The following is a 21,005-nucleotide window of genomic DNA, read 5'->3' on the forward strand; positions in this document are numbered from 1 at the left end:
GATACTATCCCACTAATGTATGTAAAACACTGTATTACCGTGCCTAATCTATTCAAATAATCCAATTTCCTTCATAATACAAATAAAGGAGGCGTGCATATGATTCTTTACTGGTTAATCAGTTATTTAGCCGGAAACTTGATGACCGCCTGGTGGATCGGGAAATGGAAAAAGGTAAACCTCCAACAAGAGAATAGCGGCAATTTAGGGGCAAGAAATGCTGGTGCTGTATTGGGAAAACCTGCGTTTTTCCTAACTTTCTTTGGCGATGCATTAAAAGGGGCTATCATTATTGCAGTCGGCGATGGTATGCATTTTTCAGATTGGATAATCGCAATAGGCGGATTCTTAGTCATTTTTGGCCACCTGTTTCCGTTCTGGCTAAAAGGAAAAGGGGGAAAAGGTATTTCCACGTTCATCGGAGCTGGATTAATTTACGACCCTCTTCTTTTTTCGTTATTTGTAATTGGGGTTGCTGCGACCATTCCATTTTTAAAGAGTGCCACTCTTAGTATGGTTGCCGGCTATATTGTATATAGTGGAGGCATTATAGGTTTCGGCCACTATCCTGCCCTACCTTTCATTGCAGCTATTATATGTATCCTTCTTCTTCACAAGGAGAATCTAAAAGAATCATTGGAAACGTTACGCTCGACCTAAAACTATTCAATTGATAATAATAATTGAACAAATAATAAGAAAAATATTACCAGGTCCTACTACTTCATAGTATAATATAAGAAACTATACAAATAAGGATGTTATGCATTGGAAAAGAAACCATTAGCTTGGGTAGTCGACAGTACTGCTTTTATTACCGACGAATTGAAAAATCACCCGGATGTTTATGTCATTCCACTAAATATTCACTTTGGTGATCAACAGTACCAAGATGGAATTGATCTTACGCCAGAAGAACTGTATCAAAAAATTGAAACAGCAGAAGAGTTCCCGAAAACTTCGCAGCCGGCTGCCGGAGAATTTGCAAAAGTGTTTGAATCCATTAGTGAACGATACGATGCAGCCATTGCCGTCCATTTAACTGCCAAGCTAAGCGGAACACTGGCATCATCCATGGCTGGTGCGGAAATGACCGACTTCCCGGTCCATTTCGTGGACTCCAATTCCCTTTCAGTTGGGATTACGCGTCTTGTAGAGCGTGGGATGGAACTCGCGGAAACCGGTAAATCTCCTGAAGAGATTGCTGAAACTTTAAAAACATACACTTCTAATTTCCGGAACTACATTCTAATCGGTGAACTGGACCAACTTTACAAAGGCGGCCGAATGAGCGGTGTGCAATTCTTCCTTGGCAGCATGTTAAAAATTAAACCGATAGTTCAAATTACTCCGGAAGGCGAGCTCCAGGCCATCGACAAAGTCCGGTCAGAGAAAAAAGCTATGCAGTACTTAGTAGATCGAATTTCGGAGTCATATCAAAATGATGGAATTTCGAAAGTGTATCTCATGCATGGCGGCAGCCAGGATAAAGCCGATGAATTACAAGCATCATTGAAAGAGCAAGTACCATCTTTAGAAGTTGTGACAGGTGACATCAGTTCAACGTTAGGCGTGCACGCGGGACGTGGAACAGTAGCAGCTTTGTGGTTTGTAGAGAAAGATTAATATAGTAATGACTGAATTCCTCTTAGGAACGGTCTTGCCTTTAAAACTTAAAAAACCTTGCCCATCATCAATTGATGGACAAGGTTTTTCTTATGGAGACTATCGGGATCGAACCGACGACCTTCACACTGCCAGCGTGACGCTCTCCCAGCTGAGCTAAGCCCCCAAGCTTTTGTCGAAGCAATCCTATTTTAGGTTGCTCCATTATTTGCTACAATTGAATTATAGCAAGAGAAAGTATTGTTTTCAAGACGGGAAAGGATGTCAATCAATGCAGCATGCTGAACGCGAAATCTTGACGCCTGTGCAGCTTTGCGACCGGAAAGGACAGCTGAATCCAGCTGCCATCGGGTTTGCAAGGAAGCCGATGATCGAGAGTAATCTGTCGGGTAACTTCATGAGGAAAAAGAAGTGGAATTATTGGTGTATATTCGGTGAGGAAATCTTGTTTTCAGTTACGGTCAGCCATTTCGATTATGCAGCTCATTGTTCTGTTTACTTTTTGCACTATGAGACGCAGCGTTTCTTTGAAAAGACGGTCATCGTCCCTGTGGGCCGGAAACTCCATATGCCGGACCAAGTGCACGGGAGTTTACAATTCCATCATGCAGATCTGAACATCCAACTCCTACATATACAAAACGAAACACACATCACCGTATCGGTGCCTAATTTTGACAATGAAATCTTATTAGCTGATTTACATGTCATGCATCCTGAAGAGGATGATACGTTAAATGTTGTCGTCCCTTGGAGTCGTCAATTATTCCAACATACAGCCAAGCACCATTCCATGCCGGTAAAAGGGTTCGTTAAAATCGGTGATAAACGATACGATTTAAAAGAGGACGAAAGCTTTGCTGTACTTGACTTCGGTCGAGGCGTTTGGCCTCGAGAAACAATTTGGAATTGGGGTATGGCCTCCCAAATGGCAGGAAATCATCGCATTGGATTGAATTTAGGCGGAAAATGGACGGATGGCACCGGCATGACTGAAAACGCTGTATTCGTTGACGGGAAGATGACTAAAATTAGTGAAGATGTCATTTTCAACTACGACCGATCAGATTATAAAAAACGATGGACGATCCATACGAAATTCTCGGATACAGTTCAACTAACGTTCTCTCCCTTCTTTGAGCGGGAATCACTCACAAATATCAAACTCGTGAAATCTGAAATGCATCAGCTTGTCGGGTATTTTAACGGCCGGATCCGTTTGGAAGATGGATCCATCCTTCCAATCCAACAGTTGTTAGGTACGATTGAAGACCATCAAGCTAAATGGTAATTTTGCTATTAAAAAGGCACTTCTAAATAAAAGCTGAGCGCAGAACGCTCAGCTTTTTCTATTGATATAGTTATACATTCTTTCTGGATAATCAGTAAATATGGCTTCCACTTTAGTCTTAAGAAGAAGATCCACGTATTGTTCTTCATTGACCGTGAACACCCTTACCACCGCTCCTTTAGCCATTGCTTCTGCTGAAGCAGGTCTTAGTGAAGCGGGTAACGCCATATGGAGAGCATTTGCTGGAATTCGTTGGCCATACTCAAAAGCATCCACGAGCACCTCTACAAACAAGGCACCTGTTTCGATCTGAGGAACAGTCCGTTTAATTGAACGAATGGATACATGATCAAACGATGAAATCACAACTCGATCAGTAAGTCCCATTCTTTCCACTAATGCGACCACCTTGTCCCCCATTCCTTCATACGGAAACACATCTGATTTCAACTCGATATTGATATGATGATGACGTGGCTTAAACACTTCGAGCACTTCTTCAAGAGTCGGTATGAGCTGACCCACAAAATCGGCAGAAAACCAGGAACCCGCATCAAATTGTCTTAACTCACCTAATGTCATATCCTTTACGAATCCACTTCCAGTTGTCGTCCGATCGATCCGTTCATCATGTATTACGACCAATTCCCCGTCCTTTGTCATATGAACATCAAACTCCACTCCGTGTATAGGTAGCGAGGCAGCCTCACGGAATGCAGCGATTGTATTTTCTGGAGCTGTTCCAGAAGAGCCGCGATGCGCATAAATCTTCATTCCATCACCTCTATATAAAATAGTTCAAACTTTTCTATTATTATGACACAACCCTATTGCACCCGTCTCATAGTAATGGTAGAATTCAATTCTGTTTCCATTTCACCGTAACTACATATCACCCTACGCAGGACGCAAATAACCAAATGGAGGAACTGTTCATGCAAAAACATCCTGATTTTGAGTTTGAAATTGAGCGCCTGACCTACACAAAAGACTACATGCAACAATTATTAGAGGAATCCAGACGGGATGTAAAATCCTCGCAGGAAAATATCCGCCAGTCCATGGCCGACTTAGATTACCTCGACTCCAGTTTAAGTTACATCAACATTTTGACGAATGCCCGTTTTTTTGAAATGGCACGATCCCAGAAGGAAGGTCTTGAAGCGATTCAGCAGAAACCTTACTTCGCACGAATCCATTTCCAAAAGGATGGCGAGACTGACGAACTTCTGTATATCGGCAAAACCTCCCTCTTCCATCGGGAAACTCAAGAACCGATCATCGTCGACTGGCGCTCCCCAGTCGCTAACGTCTACTACGATGGACGCTTAGGGGATCTCACCTATCAAGTACGGGAAGAAGAGCATAAAGGCCACCTCTTTTCCAAACGTCAATACAAAATTGAGCACGGCGAGCTGAAAGATATCCGGGATATCGACATGACGACGAATGACGAACTTCTTCAAGAAGCGTTGGCCGGTAAGGCGGATGTAAGGCTTACCGAAATTGTCTCCACTATTCAAGCCGAGCAAAACGCAATTATCCGTGCACACCTCAAACAGCCGATCATCGTTCAAGGTGCTGCAGGGAGCGGAAAAACAACCATTGCTCTGCACCGTATTTCCTACTTCCTTTACACAATGGGTGAACACTTCCCTGCCGAAAAATTAATGATATTAGCACCGAGCAAGCTGTTCATGGATTATATTGCAGATGTTCTCCCTGAGTTAGGGGTCGGTAAGATTTGTCAAACCACATTCGCTGAATATGTCTTGAATGCGACCGGCATTAAGTTGAAACTCGCCGATTCGAATGCCAAACTGTCCATGCTCACTGAAACAAAAATAGATGACCACATAATATGGATTTCACGAATGAAAGGTTCCCTCTCCTATCGCACTATTATGGATCACTATATTCAAAAGATTGAACACCAAATTGCTGATCTGTTTGAGGATGTCTACATTGAGAAGTACCGGGTCATGAAAGGGACGGGTTTGAAAAAACTGTTCCTAGAAGATTTTGCATATATGCCTGTCGAGAAGAGGATTGAACGAATTAAATCAGTCCTTCAAACTCATGTACGCCGCAAAGGGAAAGAACTTACTTTCACCCTCTCCAGAAAATATGAGGAAGCGTTGGACCAAGCCTTGAGCATACGGGATGATGCGAAGAGAAAAGAGTCAGTAACAAAATTCCTGGATGAGCGGGACCGGCGCATGCCGATCATTGAAAAGGCAGCGAAAACCGTTGCCTCTTCCTATATGAAGCGATTTACTAAATCGAATATTAAAAAACTGTACAGACAATGGTTGACTGACCCAAGTTTAGTCTCAGAACTTACACCGAACTGGTCGAAAGAAGAACAACAGACTTTTCTTTCTGCCCACGTAAAAGAGAAATGGGAGATCGAGGATTTGGCAGCTCTTTATTATCTCCACGCAAAACTAAAAGGTGTAAATGATGAGTGGAAAATGCGGGTTGTTTTCATTGATGAAGTACAAGATTATAGTGAGTTCCAACTTGCAGCTTTGAAAGACGGGTTAGAAACAGATATGTTTACGATGGTCGGAGACTTAGCGCAAGGAATCCATAGTTACCGTTCCCTCACATCATGGGAACCAGTAAAGGATTTATTTCCAAGGGCCACTTATACGACACTACAAAAAAGTTATCGGACAACGATTGAGATTATGGAACTGGCCAACCAAGTCCTTGCCCAGATGGAAGAGGAGCTTCCTCTTGTAGAACCGGTTGTCAGACATGGCTTAGAACCACAATTTCATCAAAGCAGTTCATTGGATGCGGATATAATCGGCAGAATCCATTCCGATATTTTAGGAAGGGGCCACCGCTCGGTAGCATTAGTGTGCAAAACTGGAAAAGAGGCAGAACAAATCCACAAGGAACTCAAATCTGCTGGGATTCGTGTCCAGTTGTTAGGTGAGGAATCCGATATCGACCAAGAGTCCTTATTGGTTGTTCCTAGCCATCTTGCCAAAGGGCTTGAATTTGATGCAGTGCTACTAACTGCCTTTGAAGAACCATTCCGAGATCATCCAATTGAACGGAAATTACTATACGTGGCGATGACCCGTCCGATGCACGAACTTCATCTGATCGGACCTTCAAAACAAATGTTTCTGTTATAGCTTGTTTGTTTAAGTCGATACACCCCGGGAAATACTATTCCTATATATCATTAAAGGGGTGACATCTATGAAATACAAACGGGTATCATTAATAGCGCTAATTTTCTTAAGCATCATCCTTTTCGCTGCATGCGGAGGTGGCAACGCAACGAATGTAGATTCCACTACTAACGCAAGCCAAAGTTCTACTTTCAACTATAATTTCCGATCCTTCGATTTGGATATAGATACAGTCGATCAGCGAGACGCTGTAGAAGTATCGTATGAAGAGGAAAAGAATGGCTATGAAGCAGAATATAAAAATAAGATGGCGAATCTGAATTTGAGGAATGAAAAAGCTATGGAGCAATTGGATTCTATATTTTCTTCCTTGAAAATTGATCCTAATAGTACTGATGAAGAAGTAATCCAACGTGTAAGTGAAGCGTTTGGAGGAGTCAATTTCACTGAATTCGAACTTGAAGTAGAATACAAAGACGGCGGTGAAAGAGAATATATCAGCCGTAAATGATCAAAGGGGCTGCTTCCATGAATGAAGCGCCCCTTTTTATGCTTCCGTCTATTATGAGACGGGTAAGCCGGTTTTGTAATAGTCTACTTGAAGTACATTAGAAAACCCAGCTCGTTTATAGATGGATAATGCTTCTTTGTTGTCTATTTCAACATCCAACATTACCTTCTCCTTTTCCTTTCGTCCTGCCTCAAAGCGGCAATGTTTTAATAGAGTTGAGCCGATTCCCTTCCCAGTTTGAGATGGATGAACAGCGAGTGCAGTGATCCAAAGAGAATCTTCTGCCTCTACCGTTGTGACAGTTCCTACAGCCTCTCCCTCCTCAAACACTAACCAAATTGTACGGGAAGCGTCATGACTATTAAAATCTATTAGTGCCATAACTTCTTCCTCTGTATCTCCGAAAGCAGCCATTAAGATTGGCGCTAACTCTTCATACTCCCCATCGTACATGTTAATCTTAAGCCGTTCTGCGGTTTCCTCTCCGTTAAACGCTTCCGCTTCCAAGGTCGTTTCAGAGAATTCATAATGGTAATCCATCTTTTGCATAAATGCCTTTCCGCTTTCTGAATCACTGATCGCTAATCCAAGATTTCCTTCTGCCCCACGCAGTTCCATATTTTCCTTTAGCGTATTAAACAGTTCCATCCCAACCCCCTGCCTTCTGTCAGATGGGGATACTACACAACTCCATTCATACACATGGACTCCAATCATATCGACAGCTGAAATCACGCCCACCAATCGCTCTTCATCATAAGCAACAACGGTAAACCCTTTTGTTTCCGCGGACGTCCATGCCCACTCATTCAGAATCTGACGATATGAGCGGCCATCCGAATGCTCACATTCCTCTATTAATTCCTTCAATTCCTCTAACGTTTCCTGGTCTATCGGAAATGAGATTGCAAAGGTAGAAAGTTCCATGATTATTACACACTCCTTTCATTTAGAATACAAAACTGTTTAAACTACAGCAATTCTGGCAATAAAGAGATAGACTATCAACGGAGGGGTTACTATGACGAAAAAAAGACTTACTTGGGTCGATGCTTTAAAAGGCTTCTTGATGATCCTAGTCGTCGTCGGACATTACCCTGGTGACTTAAGTTTTCCATTAGCCCAATATATATATTGGTTTCATATGCCCGCCTTTTTCCTTCTAAGCGGATTATTCTTTAAACCGGTCTTGGAGAAGGGGCAATTAAAAGGAGCGATTCATAAGCGGTTCATGCAGCTGCTCGTACCCTATCTCTTCTTTGTACTTCTCATAACCGTCATCCGTTACGGTATGGAGATTGGTTCCGGGAATTTCGATTTGTCCTGGTACCTACAGGACTTTTGGACACTTATAGTCGGCGGTCGTTTTGCACGCGGTGCCTATGGGGTCATCTGGTTTGTAACGACACTATTCTTCACATATATTATTTTCCTATTCATGACCAGGTATTTGAACCAGACAAAACAGTTTATCTTACTCGCAGTATTTTATATCCTTGCCCAAGCAGAAGGGTATCTTGCCATGAATATTATTGGCGGTGCACCGGATGAAGCTTCTCAGGTCATTCCGATGTTATGGAATGCGGATGTAGCATTAGTAGCCGTTGTCTATTTTGCAATTGGGTATTACTTAAAAGATTTCTGGATGAGCATTTCCTGGAAATGGCTATCCATCGCATTATCTGTTACGGTCGCGGCGTTTTTCTTGGATTATTACGGGCTCATCGACTATCACTTAAGCTTAAAATTTTTGCGTTATGAACATCCGTTGTTGGATTTAGGGATTCCTGTAGCTATTACGACTGTTTTTGTCGGCTTATTCCAACGAGTTGCAGATTGGAAGGCATTTGCATGGTTATCAAAAGTAGAAAATCATTCGATTTCTATCATGTATTTGCATTTACTCGTCAATATCATGATTTCAGAGTATATGGAATACGGAATTTTCGGTTACTCACTATTCGGGATTTTGGTTCCAATCATTGCATCTATCGCCATTCGGGATGCAGTACCGTACGGGAAACTGCTACTTGGCGGATTCCGTCCGCGTAAGCGCCCGAAGGAACATGGAGATCCTATTACACAATCGTGATAATTGCGGAAATATAATAAGCAGAAACAGGGTTCCCGCGAACCCTGTTTCTTTTTGTAAGGAAGTATTTTGTAGAGCTACGGGAACTCACATCATGAAACTGACTCTTCCACCATTTTGTAATACGTCCCTTTGCGTTTGATAAGCTCTTCCTGGCTGCCGGATTCGATCAATTCTCCTTGCTCCATTACGAAGACGATGTCTGCCTTCCTCACCGTATTAAGACGGTGTGCTATGACGAAGCTTGTTCTGCCTTCCATCAGGCGGTCGAGAGCTTCCTGGATTTTGAGCTCAGTCACGGTGTCGATACTGCTCGTCGCTTCATCCAGCAATAGTAACACTGGATCCGCTACTAAAGCCCGCGCTATTGATAACAGCTGCTTTTGTCCCTGACTGATTTCTCCGCCATCTGCGTTCAGAATCGTATCATATCCTTCCGGGAGCTTCACGATAAAGTCATGAGCATTTGCCCGCTTGGCTGCCTCGACGACTTCTTCATCCGTTGCATCCAGTCGTCCGTAACGGATATTTTCCATCACGGAAACCTCAAACAAGAAAGGATCCTGAAGGACAAACGCCATCTGGCTTCTCAGCGTCTTTCTCGGAAGCTCCTCAATCGGGATTCCGTCTAAGAGGATCTGTCCTTCATTGGCATCATAGAATCTGGCCAGCAACTGCATGATTGTCGTTTTCCCTGCTCCTGTTGCACCAACTAACGCCGCTGTCTGCCCTACTCCGACATGGAAGCTGACGTCACGGATCGTGTACTCTTCGTCTGACTGCTCGTAGTTAAAGGAAACTGAGTCGAAAACGACATCTCCTTTCAACACGGCTTCCCCATTGTTTTTCGCCTCGTCCTTCTCCCCGTCTTCGTCCATGATCTGGAACACTCGCTCGGCTCCTGCAATAGCCGACAGGATGGTATTGAACTGATTCGCCAAATCGTTCAGTGGACGAGTGAATTGCCGGGCATACTCAGAAAAAATCACGATCGTACCAATGGAAAGGTCATAATGTAGAGACAACAATCCGCCGATCCCTGCTACAACCGCAAAACTTCCGTTATTCATCAAGTTCATGACTTTCGGAATAAAACCTGCATACGTCCAAGCCCAGAAACCGACTCGTCGAAGGCGTCCACTTCGTTCCTCGAACTCCTCCATCATCCGATCTTCCTGGGAATAGGCTTTTACGATCCGCTGTCCTGAAACGGTTTCTTCAATCATCCCGTTCAGTTCACCTAATGCCTTTTGCTGTTCTTTGTATAATTTACCTGTCCGCTTTGTAATCCAGCGTATAGCGGTAAACATGATCGGAATCGTTATCATGGTAATTAGTGTCAAAAGCGGGCTAAGAATCAGCATAACAATTACTGTACCGGTCAATGTCAATATACTCGAGAACACTTGGATGAATGATGTATTTAATGTTGAACTCACGTTTTCCATATCGTTCGTCAACCGGCTCATCAGCTCACCGTGCTGTCGCTTATCAAAGAACGTTACGGGCAGTCTTTGAAGATGGCTGAACAAACCAGTCCTCATGCGATAAATCGTTTGTTGAGCAATTCCGACCATCCAGAAGTTCTGGAAGTAGGTTGCAATCGATAATCCAGCGTATATCGCTATTAGCCAAAGTACCGTAGTCCCCATTCCCCCGAAGTCCTTTGGCACCACATGCACATCAATAATCTTGCCGATCATGTAAGGACCTAGTAGAGTTAGGACGGAACTGATGAACACTAAAATCAGAACTGTAATGAGCAGAGCCCGCTGTTCATCGACGAGTTTCCAAATTCGGAGAAGTACCGACTGCCAATCCCGTGCCCGTTCTTTCTTCTGCTCATCCTTGCCGTTCAAGTCTTCTTTTTTTAATACAGGTTCATATCCAAATGGTTTACGAATTGCGCGAAGCATGTCGGTCCACCTCCTCTTCGTTCTGCGATTCGGCGATCTGACGGTAAAGTTCAGAACCCTTCAACAGTGTCTCATGAGTTCCATAGGCGGAAACATGACCGTCCTGAAGCAACAGAATCCGGTCTGCTTCCTTGGCAGTCCTTATTTTCTGTGTAACTACAAGCATCGTCGATTCCTCGTCACCTAATGCATCCCATAACGCAGCTTCGGTTTTCACGTCAAGCGCACTCGTACTGTCATCTAATAATAAGATCGCTGGTTTTCGTACCAGTGCCCGCGCGATGGAGAGCCGCTGTTTTTGTCCCCCTGATAGGTTGACGCCTTTCTGGCCGACTCTTGTCTCATAACCTTTCGGGAAGTTCATAATGGAGTGGTGAATCTGCGCTTTTTTCGCTGATTCAATTAACTCTTCCTCCGTAGCGTCCTTCTTCCCCCAAGCCAAGTTATTTAAAATCGTTCCCGTAAAGAGGACTGATTGTTGTGGAACCAAACCAATCTTTTCACGCAATTGCTTAAGCGGCCATTCCTTTACATCCTTGCCATCCACTAAAACCCTTCCCTCGACCGCTTCAAAGAATCGGGGGATCAGGTTAAGCAGCGTTGACTTCCCTGATCCGGTTGCTCCCATGATCGCGAGCTTCTCTCCGGGCTTCAGACGGAAGGAAATGTCCTTAAGTACATGAGCTTCTGTATTCGGATACGTGAAAGAAACTTGTTCGAACTCTATTTCGCCTGTTCCATGATCTGATAAATTTCGGTTCCACGTATCTTCTATTCCTTTAGCCTTCAAAACCTCTTCCATCCGCTCTGCAGAAGCCTTGGAACGGGAGAATGCCATGATGATAAACGCAAACATGGAAAATGAACCCGTCATACGCATAGCATAGTTGACAATTGCGACAAGCTCACCCACTTGAGCATTACCTGTTTCTATTTGTCCTGCACCAAACCAAAGTACAACTAACAGACTGACGTTGAGCACGAACAGTAGGATCGGCAGAATGGTTTCCATCAAACGCATTGCAGAAACTGTATCAACCTTTAAATTACCTGCAATTTTTCCAAATCGCTTCGACTCATATGTACCACGCAAATAAGCCTTCACGAGCCGTACTGCTTGAAGATTTTCCTGAATGACCCGGTTCAATCGGTCAAGTCTTGCCTGAACTGTAGAGAAGGAGTTGATACCCTTTTTTACCGTAAAGTAAAGAAAGATAAGCAAGAACGGTGCACCGACTGTAAGCCAGATCGCAAGCTTCGCATTGACGATAAATGACATGATGATACTTCCGAATACTAATAACGGAGCTCGCATCATGATACGCAAACACATATATACTGTTTGTTGAACAACTGTTATGTCGCTTGTCATCCGTGTAATTAAGCCTGCAGTCGGGAACTTCGTAAAGGTTTCCATTGTGAAAGACTGCACTTTACGGAATAATGCTTGCCGCAGATCAAAGGAGAAACTATGAGCGACATGGGAAGCGAAGTATGAATTAATCACACCTGACAAAAATGCAAAGATGGCAAGTGCCATCATGACACAGCCCCATACTATTACAACTTGTTGGTTTTGCTGCATGATCCCTTCATCAATGATTTTTGCTATGAGAAGCGGCTGGATTAATTCAACCGCCAGTTCCGTCAGCATGAAGAAAAACGCGATAATGAATGCCCATTTATATGGCTTGATAAATGAAAAGACTGTCTTCATCTTAGATGCCCCCTACAAATCTTTCGTAATCCGAACCTTCTCTGATAGTTCACTATTATTACACATTCAGAAGAAAAGCGGTATCCGTTTGAAACAGAATTGTGGAAATTTTTTGTTTCCAACGGAGGAATACCGTTTCCACCAATATAAAAAGCCCGCCCTCATTAGGCGGACTAAATTTTTTACAAATCAACTAAGAGTTATTTTTGTAAGGAAGAGTCAACTCTGACCTCCGTTGAATCTTCTTCGATAACTTTCTCCTTTTCCCCTCCAGCAATCGACAAATAGGTCACACCAATAAGCATAATCAGGGAGCCTGCCAATTGCCATCCTCCCAATAATTGTCCCAGCCAGACGACGGAAATGATCATCGCTGTCAAGGGCTCGATACTCGACAAAATACTCGTTTCCACTGGCGTAATATATTTCATACTGCTTAAGAATAGAACGAAAGCGAGTGTGCCACACAGGATAATTAGGCAGAAAATCAGAATATCCAGACCCGTGCCGAACGCTTGGAATTCTTCTTTCCAATTGTATGGCCGGACCACTCCCATAAATAACCCGCCTATAACCATTCCCCACGCCACCACTTGGAGCACTCCCCATTCTGCCATCAGGGTTCCAGGGTAAAGCGTATAAAAGGCAAAGGTAAATCCGATGGCCATTCCCCAAACGACTGCTTCAGGACTCACAGCGAGCTGAGACAACACTCCATTCGTCAGTAATAGGAATAATCCGATTAGCGTAACACCAATTCCAAGAACTTGGACGACCGGCGGCCATTTTCTTTTGGCCAGTGAAACATAGAGGATAATGAAGATTGGCGCAAAGAACTGAAAGAGAGTCGCAATCACCGCATTACTAACTTCGATGGAAGCCACAAACGTAAATTGAACGCCCAACATCCCGACAATTGAGAAGATCAGAAGACGTTTTGACCAAAAAGGCTGCTTCCAAATGGCCATTACTCTTTTCCCAGTGATTTTTAAAAATAGTAATAATAACAGTCCGGCAAATAATAGTCGTATAGTAATGAAAAACGGGACAGGAATGGATATTTCCTCCAGCAACCATTCCATCATAGGACCTGTGGCCCCCCAAAGCATAGAACCAACTACAATCATCACAATCCCTTTCACCCGTTTCATTCCAGCACCTCCTACACATATACAAAGTATTATCCTATACTGTAGGCAGAAATTTCTATAAAACTCTCATATTTAATTGACAAATAGGGAAAAGAACTGAAACAGTGAAAAGGAAGGATGAAGTTTGAGAGAGTCTTCTCTATAATGAAACTAAACTTAAAAAGATAAATGGGGTTTGATATCGAATGGACGAATTAAACCGATTATTGGAATCATGTAATTTTACAATGAAATATATACCTCTTCCACTCGTCGTTACAGATAAAAATGGTTCAGTGCTCTTTTGGAGCCGTCAAGCAGAAAAAGCGTTTGGGCATCGTTCCGAGGATATCGTCGGTCAACCTATTCCCATCCAATGGGATGAGTACAGCGGTACATTGAAAATCACTTGGGAAAAAGTGCTTCACAGTGTAGATCCAATCCGTTTCAACCAAACTTCCATCCCTCTAAAAGACGGGACAGTGAAACAGTTCGATCTTATATTGAAGTCTTTTACTATTGAAAATGAACGGTGTGTCATTATCTTACTCGAATCGGCTGAGAAGACTGGAACTCCGGTATCAAGCAACGATGAGCTTTCAAGTCTGACCAAAGGATTGGAACAGCAATTCATGATGGTCTATTTAGATTTAGACGGTCTCATTACATATGCTAATGATTCATTCCTTCAACTAAGCAAATGGACTCCGAAAAGAATCGTAGGGAAAAGTTTCTGGCAGTTGTTTCCGGAAGATGAGGGATCACGTGATACCGCCGATAAAATTTGGAATGTCTTAAGATCGGGTAAAACATGGAATGGCATCATTGAAAAAGCAAAGCGAAAGAGCGGAACATATTGGGCAGAACTTACGGCGATTCCCATTCGGTCCTCATCTGGAGAAAGCTTATATTATATCTTGCTGGAGCAGGATATTACTGAAAAAATGACACTTCAACAAAACTTGGAGGAAATCGCATTCGTTGATCCGATCACAGGATTGATGAATAGTCATCATCTCGAAAAGATTGTAGATGAAATGATTGATGAGCAGCGTCACTTTTCATTTGTGTACCTGTCCATTGACCAGTTTTACACCCTCAAAGATCTCAAGGAAGAAGACTTGGAAAAAGAGCTTTTAGTAGAGTTCAAAAAGCGTCTCAAAATGTTCTTCCAAGATAGTGTCATTGCGAAAGTAAACGTCAATGAATTTGTCATCATTACTCCACTTGGCGATTGGTTTGTTCAAGGGTTCCTAAGTTTCCTGAAACAACATCCGATCTATTTGGACAATGTAGCCCTTCCGATTACAGTCAGTGGAAGTATTTCTAAATTTCCGGATGATCAAAACAGCTTTATCCACCTGATGAAAGCTTCCCATTCAATCGTCCGACAGGTACAGTCAAATGGAGGAGGAGCCATTGCATCCTTATCCAAATCTTCTCATGAATCTTTAAATCGGAAGATTATGATTGAGAAACAATTGATGAAAGCATTGGATCGAAAGGATTTACAGGTTGTCTATCAACCGCAGGTCGATTTGAATACGAATCGCATCGTTTCGGTCGAGGCTTTTGTGCGTTGGCAAGATGAGGTGTTAGGGGTTGTTAGTCCGGAAGAATTGATTCCCGTTGCGGAAGAGAGCGGATTGATCCAAGACATCGGGGCTTTCATGCTGGAACAATCTTGCCAACAGGCAGCCGCTTGGGCGAAGCTGGGCTACGATTTAAAAGTGAGCATCAATTCTTCTGTTCGTGAATTCCGTAATCCGAACATGGTGAAAACGGTAATGGAAACTTTAGATAAATCCAAATGCAAAGCCAACAAGCTAAAGATTGAAATCACCGAAAAGTTTGCGCTGGAAGCTGAAGCCGAGCAATCCATAACAAAACAAATGAACCAACTGAAGAAATTAGGGATTGAATTTGTTCTTGATGACTTTGGTACGGGCTATGCTTCGTTCCGTTACATGCAGTTACTCCCGATCACAGAAGTCAAAATCGATCAAACTTATATCCAATCTTTGACGGGCCAAGTAAAAGTGAAACAGTTAGTCGATGGCATGATCCAGTTTGGCAAATCTATGAATATGCGCATGCTGGCAGAGGGCGTGGAAACAGAGGAACAATACGATATGCTTAAGGGGATGGGCTGTGATGTCATCCAGGGTTATTTAATCAGCAAGCCGATGCTTGCCGAAGAGTTGGAAAAATTGCTTATTACTCATAATAAATAAAGTATTCATGAATAAAAAACACTACAGCACACACTTCAGGCGGTCGACTTCTTCTATGGTGTCGCCGCCTTCCGCTTCATTCCTCTACTAATATTCAAAAATAAACACAAGTTGAATTAGATAGTAGTATCTTTTCAATCCATGCAATAAAGCGAGCTACCTATTTCGTTCTAAATTTTAAGAGTATAAACCAAAGCAGTGCCTGCCACGTAGACTCCTGTGGGAATAGCTTGAGCTGAAGACCCCGCAGGAACGTCAGTGACGTTAGTTATTGAACAAAGGCTAAGTGCGCCGCGTCCTGCGGCAACGCCTTTGTGACCAACTTCCTGTTGGCCTAAGCCCACGGAAAGCGAAGTGGCAGGCACTGCTGACTGTTTTATACATCTTTATTCATTAGAGAATGAATTTGTCTACAGTCTGAAATCTGCCGGCAGAGGCAGATTTTTTTATTGTGATAATTTGGTTCTTCTACTTTTGATTGTCCGGATAATTGACTGGAAAATAACTTCTCCAAATACCAGTCCCATCGCTATGGCCCCAGAGATCATCATTGTTTTAGAGCCGTACGCAATCCCCAGCAAATAGTCGCCCTCTACAAACTTCCTCATCGTATTGTATGCCATTCCTCCTGGAACAAGGGGAATAATTCCAGCAACACTAAAGATAATCATCGGCATTCTAAATCGCTTTGCCTGCCAATGCGCAACTAATGAAACGGCAAAACTGCCTGCAAAAGAAGCTATGACTACGTCTATATGTTCAAAGGACGTGAGTAAGTAGTAAACAAGCCAGCCTGTAGCTCCGACCAGCCCACAGTGGAAGAGCGTCCCTCTGGGTGAATTGAAAATGACACCGAAGGCAGCGGCGGCTAAAAAGCTAAGTATTCCTTGAATGATCCAATCCATTTCAGGGACCTCCTATAATGATAAGATGAGTCCAATGCCAGCTCCGATCGCAAAAGCGGTTAATAACGCTTCTGCCCCTTTTGAAAGGCCAGCGATAAAATTACCGGCCATCAAATCACGAACAGCATTCGTCAGTAATAATCCTGGTACAAGCGGCATGACAGATCCTATAATAATTACATCCAAGTCGGTTCCAAAACCAAGCCCGACACTGAGCATCGCTAAAACCCCAATGAGCATAGATGCTATAAATTCCGAAAAGAATTTCACTTGAGTCTTCTCATGAATGAGGAGTTGTATGGCCAGCCCAGCCCCACCGGCTATAAAAGCCGACGGGAGATCGCCCCATCCCCCGCCGAAAAGGATGAGGAAGCATGCGCTTGCTACAGCTGCAGCAAGTACCTGGACCGATACAGGGAACATATAATTTGTTTTGCTGATGGTTTGCAACTCGGCAAATACTTCATCTAACGTAAGCTCACCGGCAGATAACTTTCTGGATAACAGATTCATAAGAGCAATCTTCTCCAAATCCGTTGTGCGGGAATTAATGCGGATCACCCGCGTCTGTTTTTCATTGCCGGCTGAAAAGAAGATGCCCGTCGGTGTAACATAGCTATTTACGTGCGCCATATTCCGAGTGGAAGCCATCCTTGACATCGTATCTTCAACACGGTACGTCTCTGCCCCACTTTCGATCATCAGTTTCCCCGCAAGCAAACAGCAGTCGATCATTAACTCGTCTTTTTCTTTCTCGGACAATCCATACACCGTCCTTCATTCCGTTCGCAAATATTTTGTACACATCATTATACAGGTAGAGTAAGTCTTTATGGTAATAATTCTAGATGCAAAAATGCCCTAAAGCTTTTATAGCTTCAGGGCATCAGTTCTTATTGAATCGATAATGTATCTAATTGTTTGAAATCACTAAGGTCATAACTATTGATTTCATTCATGGAAATGGAATACAGCACATCTTTTACGTAGATCATCCGTTGAATTTGTTTTTCCCACTCTTCGTATTGTTGGCCTGATTGTTTCTTATTAATGAGATCGCCTTTTAGTTGGATGCCCTTTTCTGGTGTAATTTCATAAATAAGCGCACCTTCTGCCTCAAACTGACCATATGTGAGATTTTCGGTCTCTTCATAAACAATTACTGGGAACCCGTAAAGATTTTTTCCCTTATGCTGGAATAGAGCTTTGTGGTCATGTTGGATTGGTGAATATGTGCCCATACCGCCGATGATTTCGGTATCCTTTTCTTTCGGATTGTTGAAATCAGATACTTCAAATAAGGAAATCTTCATCCCTTTTGTTACAATTCGGGGTTGGCTTACCCCTTTTTCTTTAATCGCTTCTGTCTCATATCCAAAACCGATTAGATGATTTTCATCCAATGGATGTAAGTAGTTACTGAAACCAGGAATTTTTAACTCACCTAATACTTTTGGCTCCGTTGGTTCTGCTACGTCGATTACAAATAGCGGATCCGTTTCCCGGAAGGTCACCATATACGCCTTGTCTCCCATGAATCTGGCAGAATAAATGCGCTCGCCCTGTGCCAGATCTCCAACTGAACCTACTTGTTTCATATTAGCGTCTAAGATGAACAAATGATTCTTGGATGGGTTCTTGTCATCCCACATATTCCCCTCTGTCGTAACAAGGCGGAAATGCCCTTCGTATTCATCCATCGAGAATTGATTCAACAAATACCCTGGAACGATGGCAGACGCTTGATACTCAACGTTTGAGTCATTCAATGCAAACTTGAAGATTTCCGTATCGTTGCTGCCTGGATTCCAGATAGCGATTCTTGCGTCCCCGCCTTCCTTATTTTTCTCATCTTGGCGGAAAACGTTAGCTGTTAAATATAAATTATCCTTCGACATATATATTTGTTGGCTTCCTCCTAAATACCCCTTTGTCTCAACTGTCGCATTTTCTAAATTGTTTAAGTCCACTGTTGTTATTATGCTATAGCTACCTTCGTTCGTATGAGGCAAGATCGATAGAGAATTGTAAGGCATTGGTTCTGGGTTCTCGCCTTTTTTGGAATCATAGACATGTGGCCGAAGTTCTATGTCCGGATGGTCTTCCATAATCCAGAAATTCGGATGCACAGTTGTGATGAAGTATAAAATACCATCTGTCATGCGTGCTCCAATTCGATATCCTTCCGTTCCGATTTCTCTGATCAGTTCAGGTTTTGCTGCATTTGAAATATCGTAAATCTTTGCTTTTGTCATCCCTGAAACAGGCATCATTTTGGCCGTTGCACTATCCGGTGAATAATCAATGGGCGTATAATGATCTCCCAATACGATCAAGCGGTCTTTGAACAAGAAAAGTTCGGTCGGATAAAATTCTTCTTTAAAGCTGATGCTCGCGATTTTTGTCAGCGCCTCAGGATTCTCTACATCAGTGATCGTAACTTTATGGTTGTTAATGAAATACACATACTTACCGTCTGTCTTAACGATATCGGCCTCATCGACGCCTTCCACTTGGTTATTAGTTGTGGAATGGTCTCCGCCCCCATCAGATTTTGCAGACATATCATTTGCTCCGGCGAATGATTCACTTTCTGCAGCTGAATCCTCGGTGGTCACCGCTCTCATTTGTGTGTCCATCCACTTTTTTAAATCCTTGAAGTAAGCTCTTAACTCTGCATCGGACTTAACAGTTTTCAATTCTGTTTTAGCGGCTGTAAATTCCCCCGCCGTTCGAACCTCGACACCTTCCGTCATGAACGAGTAACCGATTACGGTAATTACCACAACTACTGCACCAATTAACCAGACCCATTTTTTCAATCTTCCCATCCTCTCACGTACCTTTTAACGATTAGACATCCCTCGTGCCATTTTAGTTACAAAATTTCAAAAAGTTCTAAATGGTATGTGTAAAATAATATTTTTGTAAAATATTTATGAAACCCCTTACAACTAATATTTGAATATTGTAAACTGATATGGAAGGGTGATGTAAGAGACAGAACGTAAGGGGGAGTAATGTTGAAAACAGTAACACGCTGGTCAAATGCGTTAATGGAACGGTACTTACCGGATCCATATATCTTCGTAGCTATTTTGACTTTCATAGTATTTTTACTCGGGATTGGCTTAACTGAGTCCAGTCCACTTGATATGGTCGTCTATTGGGGTGACGGTTTCTGGGGCTTACTTGCATTCACGATGCAGATGGTAATTGTTCTGGTTGCTGGTCACGTTTTAGCTATCAGCCCATTATTTAAACGCGGGTTGACAGCAATGGCCAAAACAGCAAAAACACCAGTACAGGCAATCGTCTTGGTTTCGGTTGTAGCGCTTATCGCTTGCTGGATCAACTGGGGTTTCGGTTTGGTCATTGGAGCTCTATTTGCGAAAGAAATTGCGAAGCATGTACAAGGTGTCGACTATCGCCTTCTAATTGCTAGTGCTTATTCTGGATTTATCGTATGGCATGGTGGCCTTGGAGGATCGATTCCACTTTCAGTAGCTACTGAAGGGCATCCTTTTGCAGACATAATGGGAGTAGTTCCTACTTCAGATACTATTTTCACTTTTTATAACTTGTTTATCGTCATTGCACTTATTATTACAGTTCCAATTTTGAATGCTTGGATGATGCCGAAAAAAGAGGATCGTGTCGTGATCGACCCTGCTCTTTTAGAAGATGAAGTCGCAGTCACTGCAGATGCTGGACGCGAACTTACTCCAGCAGATAAATTAGAAAACAGCCGAATCCTTACATACTTGGTGAGCGCTCTCGGATTAGGCTATCTGGTTTATCATTTCGCAACAAAAGGATTCGACCTGAACTTGAATATCGTCAACTTGATTTTTGTTGTATTGGGTATTTTATTCCATGGAACGCCAAAAAATTATTTGGCAGCCATCGCTACAGCTGTTAAAGGAGCAGGAGGAATCATCTTCCAATTCCCATTCTATGCGGGAATCATGGGTATGATGGTCACTTCCGGACTTGCAGGTGTCGTGTCTAACTGGTTTGTTACCATTTCAAATGAGCATACGTTCCCACTATTCACATTCTTCGCAGCGGGAATTGTTAACTTCTTCGTTCCTTCCGGCGGTGGTCAATGGGCTGTACAAGCACCAATCATGCTTGAAGCTGCACAATCGCTTGGCGTGGATTATGCAAAAACAGCGATGGCTATTGCTTGGGGTGACGCTTGGACGAATATGATCCAGCCATTCTGGGCATTGCCTGCACTTGCAATTGCAGGACTTCGTGCGAAGGATATCATGGGATACTGTGTATTCGTCTTACTATTAAGTGGAGTAATCATCAGTATTGGATTGTTCTTCTTTTAATTAGAAATATATTGAATCACCCTTCGACGGCCGGATCTGTTCCGGCCGTTTTTATATGGAAATGAAAAGACGAACCCGTTTAGATGGA

General features: G+C 42.9%; 16 protein-coding genes and 1 tRNA gene. 8 read left to right on the top strand and 9 right to left on the bottom strand.

Annotated features, from left to right (window positions below; genetic code table 11):
• Positions 1–99: 99 nt before the first annotated feature.
• Both ACFOZY_RS10100 and ACFOZY_RS10105 read left to right on the top strand, forming a co-directional pair.
• Entirely contained in the window at positions 100–660 is a 561-nt protein-coding gene (locus tag ACFOZY_RS10100; RefSeq protein ID WP_378154974.1) for a glycerol-3-phosphate acyltransferase, read from the top strand.
• 108 nt (positions 661–768) lie between these two features.
• Positions 769–1,626 carry a DegV family protein gene (locus tag ACFOZY_RS10105; protein ID WP_378154976.1) on the top strand — a complete coding sequence of 286 codons (858 nt, stop codon included), beginning with the start codon at positions 769–771 and terminating at the stop codon, positions 1,624–1,626.
• 93 nt (positions 1,627–1,719) lie between these two features.
• On the opposite strand, the gene ACFOZY_RS10110 is transcribed toward ACFOZY_RS10105, so the two are convergent.
• Positions 1,720–1,792 (bottom strand) — tRNA-Ala (locus ACFOZY_RS10110).
• Between the two features lie 105 nt (positions 1,793–1,897).
• Here ACFOZY_RS10110 and ACFOZY_RS10115 point away from each other — a divergent pair.
• Positions 1,898–2,917: a DUF2804 domain-containing protein gene (locus ACFOZY_RS10115; RefSeq protein ID WP_378154978.1), complete on the top strand. Its 1,020-nt coding sequence runs from the start codon at positions 1,898–1,900 to the stop codon at positions 2,915–2,917.
• Positions 2,918–2,965: 48 nt separating this feature from the next.
• Here ACFOZY_RS10115 and ACFOZY_RS10120 read toward each other — a convergent pair whose 3' ends face one another.
• Positions 2,966–3,691 carry a glycerophosphodiester phosphodiesterase gene (locus tag ACFOZY_RS10120; RefSeq protein ID WP_378154980.1) on the bottom strand — a complete coding sequence of 242 codons (726 nt, stop codon included), beginning with the start codon at positions 3,689–3,691 and terminating at the stop codon, positions 2,966–2,968.
• Between the two features lie 161 nt (positions 3,692–3,852).
• Between ACFOZY_RS10120 and helD the strand changes: the two genes are divergently transcribed.
• Both helD and ACFOZY_RS10130 read left to right on the top strand, forming a co-directional pair.
• On the top strand, positions 3,853–6,069 hold the full coding sequence (gene helD / locus ACFOZY_RS10125; RefSeq protein ID WP_378154983.1) for an RNA polymerase recycling motor HelD: 2,217 nt from the start codon (positions 3,853–3,855) through the stop codon (positions 6,067–6,069).
• Positions 6,070–6,136: 67 nt separating this feature from the next.
• Entirely contained in the window at positions 6,137–6,580 is a 444-nt protein-coding gene (locus ACFOZY_RS10130; RefSeq protein ID WP_378154985.1) for a YusW family protein, read from the top strand.
• Positions 6,581–6,631: 51 nt separating this feature from the next.
• Here ACFOZY_RS10130 and ACFOZY_RS10135 read toward each other — a convergent pair whose 3' ends face one another.
• Positions 6,632–7,507: a GNAT family N-acetyltransferase gene (locus tag ACFOZY_RS10135; protein ID WP_378154987.1), complete on the bottom strand. Its 876-nt coding sequence runs from the start codon at positions 7,505–7,507 to the stop codon at positions 6,632–6,634.
• A 94-nt stretch (positions 7,508–7,601) separates the two neighbouring features.
• Between ACFOZY_RS10135 and ACFOZY_RS10140 the strand changes: the two genes are divergently transcribed.
• Positions 7,602–8,672: an acyltransferase family protein gene (locus tag ACFOZY_RS10140; RefSeq protein WP_378154990.1), complete on the top strand. Its 1,071-nt coding sequence runs from the start codon at positions 7,602–7,604 to the stop codon at positions 8,670–8,672.
• 92 nt (positions 8,673–8,764) lie between these two features.
• Here ACFOZY_RS10140 and ACFOZY_RS10145 read toward each other — a convergent pair whose 3' ends face one another.
• The 3 genes from ACFOZY_RS10145 to ACFOZY_RS10155 form a co-directional block, all read right to left on the bottom strand.
• The gene (locus ACFOZY_RS10145) at positions 8,765–10,588 is read right to left on the bottom strand and encodes an ABC transporter ATP-binding protein (protein ID WP_378154992.1); all 1,824 of its coding nucleotides are present in this window, start codon (positions 10,586–10,588) and stop codon (positions 8,765–8,767) included.
• A complete protein-coding gene (locus ACFOZY_RS10150) occupies positions 10,569–12,305 on the bottom strand; it encodes an ABC transporter ATP-binding protein (RefSeq protein ID WP_378154994.1) in 1,737 nt (578 codons plus the stop codon). Before ACFOZY_RS10150 ends, ACFOZY_RS10145 begins: the two co-directional genes overlap by 20 nt.
• Positions 12,306–12,505: 200 nt before the next feature.
• Positions 12,506–13,456: a DMT family transporter gene (locus ACFOZY_RS10155; protein WP_378154996.1), complete on the bottom strand. Its 951-nt coding sequence runs from the start codon at positions 13,454–13,456 to the stop codon at positions 12,506–12,508.
• 185 nt (positions 13,457–13,641) lie between these two features.
• On the opposite strand from ACFOZY_RS10155, the gene ACFOZY_RS10160 reads away from it, so the two are divergent.
• Positions 13,642–15,669, top strand: a complete 2,028-nt coding sequence (locus tag ACFOZY_RS10160) for an EAL domain-containing protein (RefSeq protein ID WP_378154998.1) — start codon at positions 13,642–13,644, stop codon at positions 15,667–15,669.
• Positions 15,670–16,115: 446 nt separating this feature from the next.
• Here the strand turns inward: ACFOZY_RS10160 and ACFOZY_RS10165 are convergent, their stop codons facing one another.
• The 3 genes from ACFOZY_RS10165 to ACFOZY_RS10175 form a co-directional block, all read right to left on the bottom strand.
• Positions 16,116–16,574, bottom strand: coding sequence for a threonine/serine exporter family protein (locus ACFOZY_RS10165; RefSeq protein WP_378155000.1), 459 nt, complete (start codon positions 16,572–16,574; stop codon positions 16,116–16,118).
• 12 nt (positions 16,575–16,586) lie between these two features.
• Positions 16,587–17,336, bottom strand: a complete 750-nt coding sequence (locus tag ACFOZY_RS10170; RefSeq protein WP_378155002.1) for a threonine/serine exporter family protein — start codon at positions 17,334–17,336, stop codon at positions 16,587–16,589.
• Between the two features lie 131 nt (positions 17,337–17,467).
• Positions 17,468–19,396: a beta-propeller domain-containing protein gene (locus tag ACFOZY_RS10175; RefSeq protein ID WP_378155004.1), complete on the bottom strand. Its 1,929-nt coding sequence runs from the start codon at positions 19,394–19,396 to the stop codon at positions 17,468–17,470.
• 198 nt (positions 19,397–19,594) lie between these two features.
• Here ACFOZY_RS10175 and ACFOZY_RS10180 point away from each other — a divergent pair, with 198 nt between their 5' ends.
• On the top strand, positions 19,595–20,917 hold the full coding sequence (locus ACFOZY_RS10180; RefSeq protein WP_378155006.1) for a short-chain fatty acid transporter: 1,323 nt from the start codon (positions 19,595–19,597) through the stop codon (positions 20,915–20,917).
• Positions 20,918–21,005 lie beyond the last annotated feature (88 nt).

Source organism: Chungangia koreensis (genome assembly GCF_042651785.1).
Lineage (GTDB): Bacteria > Bacillota > Bacilli > Bacillales_A > Planococcaceae > Chungangia > Chungangia koreensis.

What these genes read in the sequence shown, in the direction of transcription:
- ACFOZY_RS10100 (WP_378154974.1), top strand. Translation starts at nt 100, where the DNA reads ATGATTCTTTACTGGTTAATCAGTTATTTAGCCGGAAACTTGATGACC.
- ACFOZY_RS10115 (WP_378154978.1), top strand. Translation starts at nt 1,898, where the DNA reads ATGCAGCATGCTGAACGCGAAATCTTGACGCCTGTGCAGCTTTGCGAC.
- ACFOZY_RS10120 (WP_378154980.1), bottom strand. Translation starts at nt 3,691, where the DNA reads ATGAAGATTTATGCGCATCGCGGCTCTTCTGGAACAGCTCCAGAAAAT.
- helD (WP_378154983.1), top strand. Translation starts at nt 3,853, where the DNA reads ATGCAAAAACATCCTGATTTTGAGTTTGAAATTGAGCGCCTGACCTAC.
- ACFOZY_RS10130 (WP_378154985.1), top strand. Translation starts at nt 6,137, where the DNA reads ATGAAATACAAACGGGTATCATTAATAGCGCTAATTTTCTTAAGCATC.
- ACFOZY_RS10135 (WP_378154987.1), bottom strand. Translation starts at nt 7,507, where the DNA reads ATGGAACTTTCTACCTTTGCAATCTCATTTCCGATAGACCAGGAAACG.
- ACFOZY_RS10140 (WP_378154990.1), top strand. Translation starts at nt 7,602, where the DNA reads ATGACGAAAAAAAGACTTACTTGGGTCGATGCTTTAAAAGGCTTCTTG.
- ACFOZY_RS10145 (WP_378154992.1), bottom strand. Translation starts at nt 10,588, where the DNA reads ATGCTTCGCGCAATTCGTAAACCATTTGGATATGAACCTGTATTAAAA.
- ACFOZY_RS10150 (WP_378154994.1), bottom strand. Translation starts at nt 12,305, where the DNA reads ATGAAGACAGTCTTTTCATTTATCAAGCCATATAAATGGGCATTCATT.
- ACFOZY_RS10155 (WP_378154996.1), bottom strand. Translation starts at nt 13,456, where the DNA reads ATGAAACGGGTGAAAGGGATTGTGATGATTGTAGTTGGTTCTATGCTT.
- ACFOZY_RS10160 (WP_378154998.1), top strand. Translation starts at nt 13,642, where the DNA reads ATGGACGAATTAAACCGATTATTGGAATCATGTAATTTTACAATGAAA.
- ACFOZY_RS10165 (WP_378155000.1), bottom strand. Translation starts at nt 16,574, where the DNA reads ATGGATTGGATCATTCAAGGAATACTTAGCTTTTTAGCCGCCGCTGCC.
- ACFOZY_RS10180 (WP_378155006.1), top strand. Translation starts at nt 19,595, where the DNA reads ATGTTGAAAACAGTAACACGCTGGTCAAATGCGTTAATGGAACGGTAC.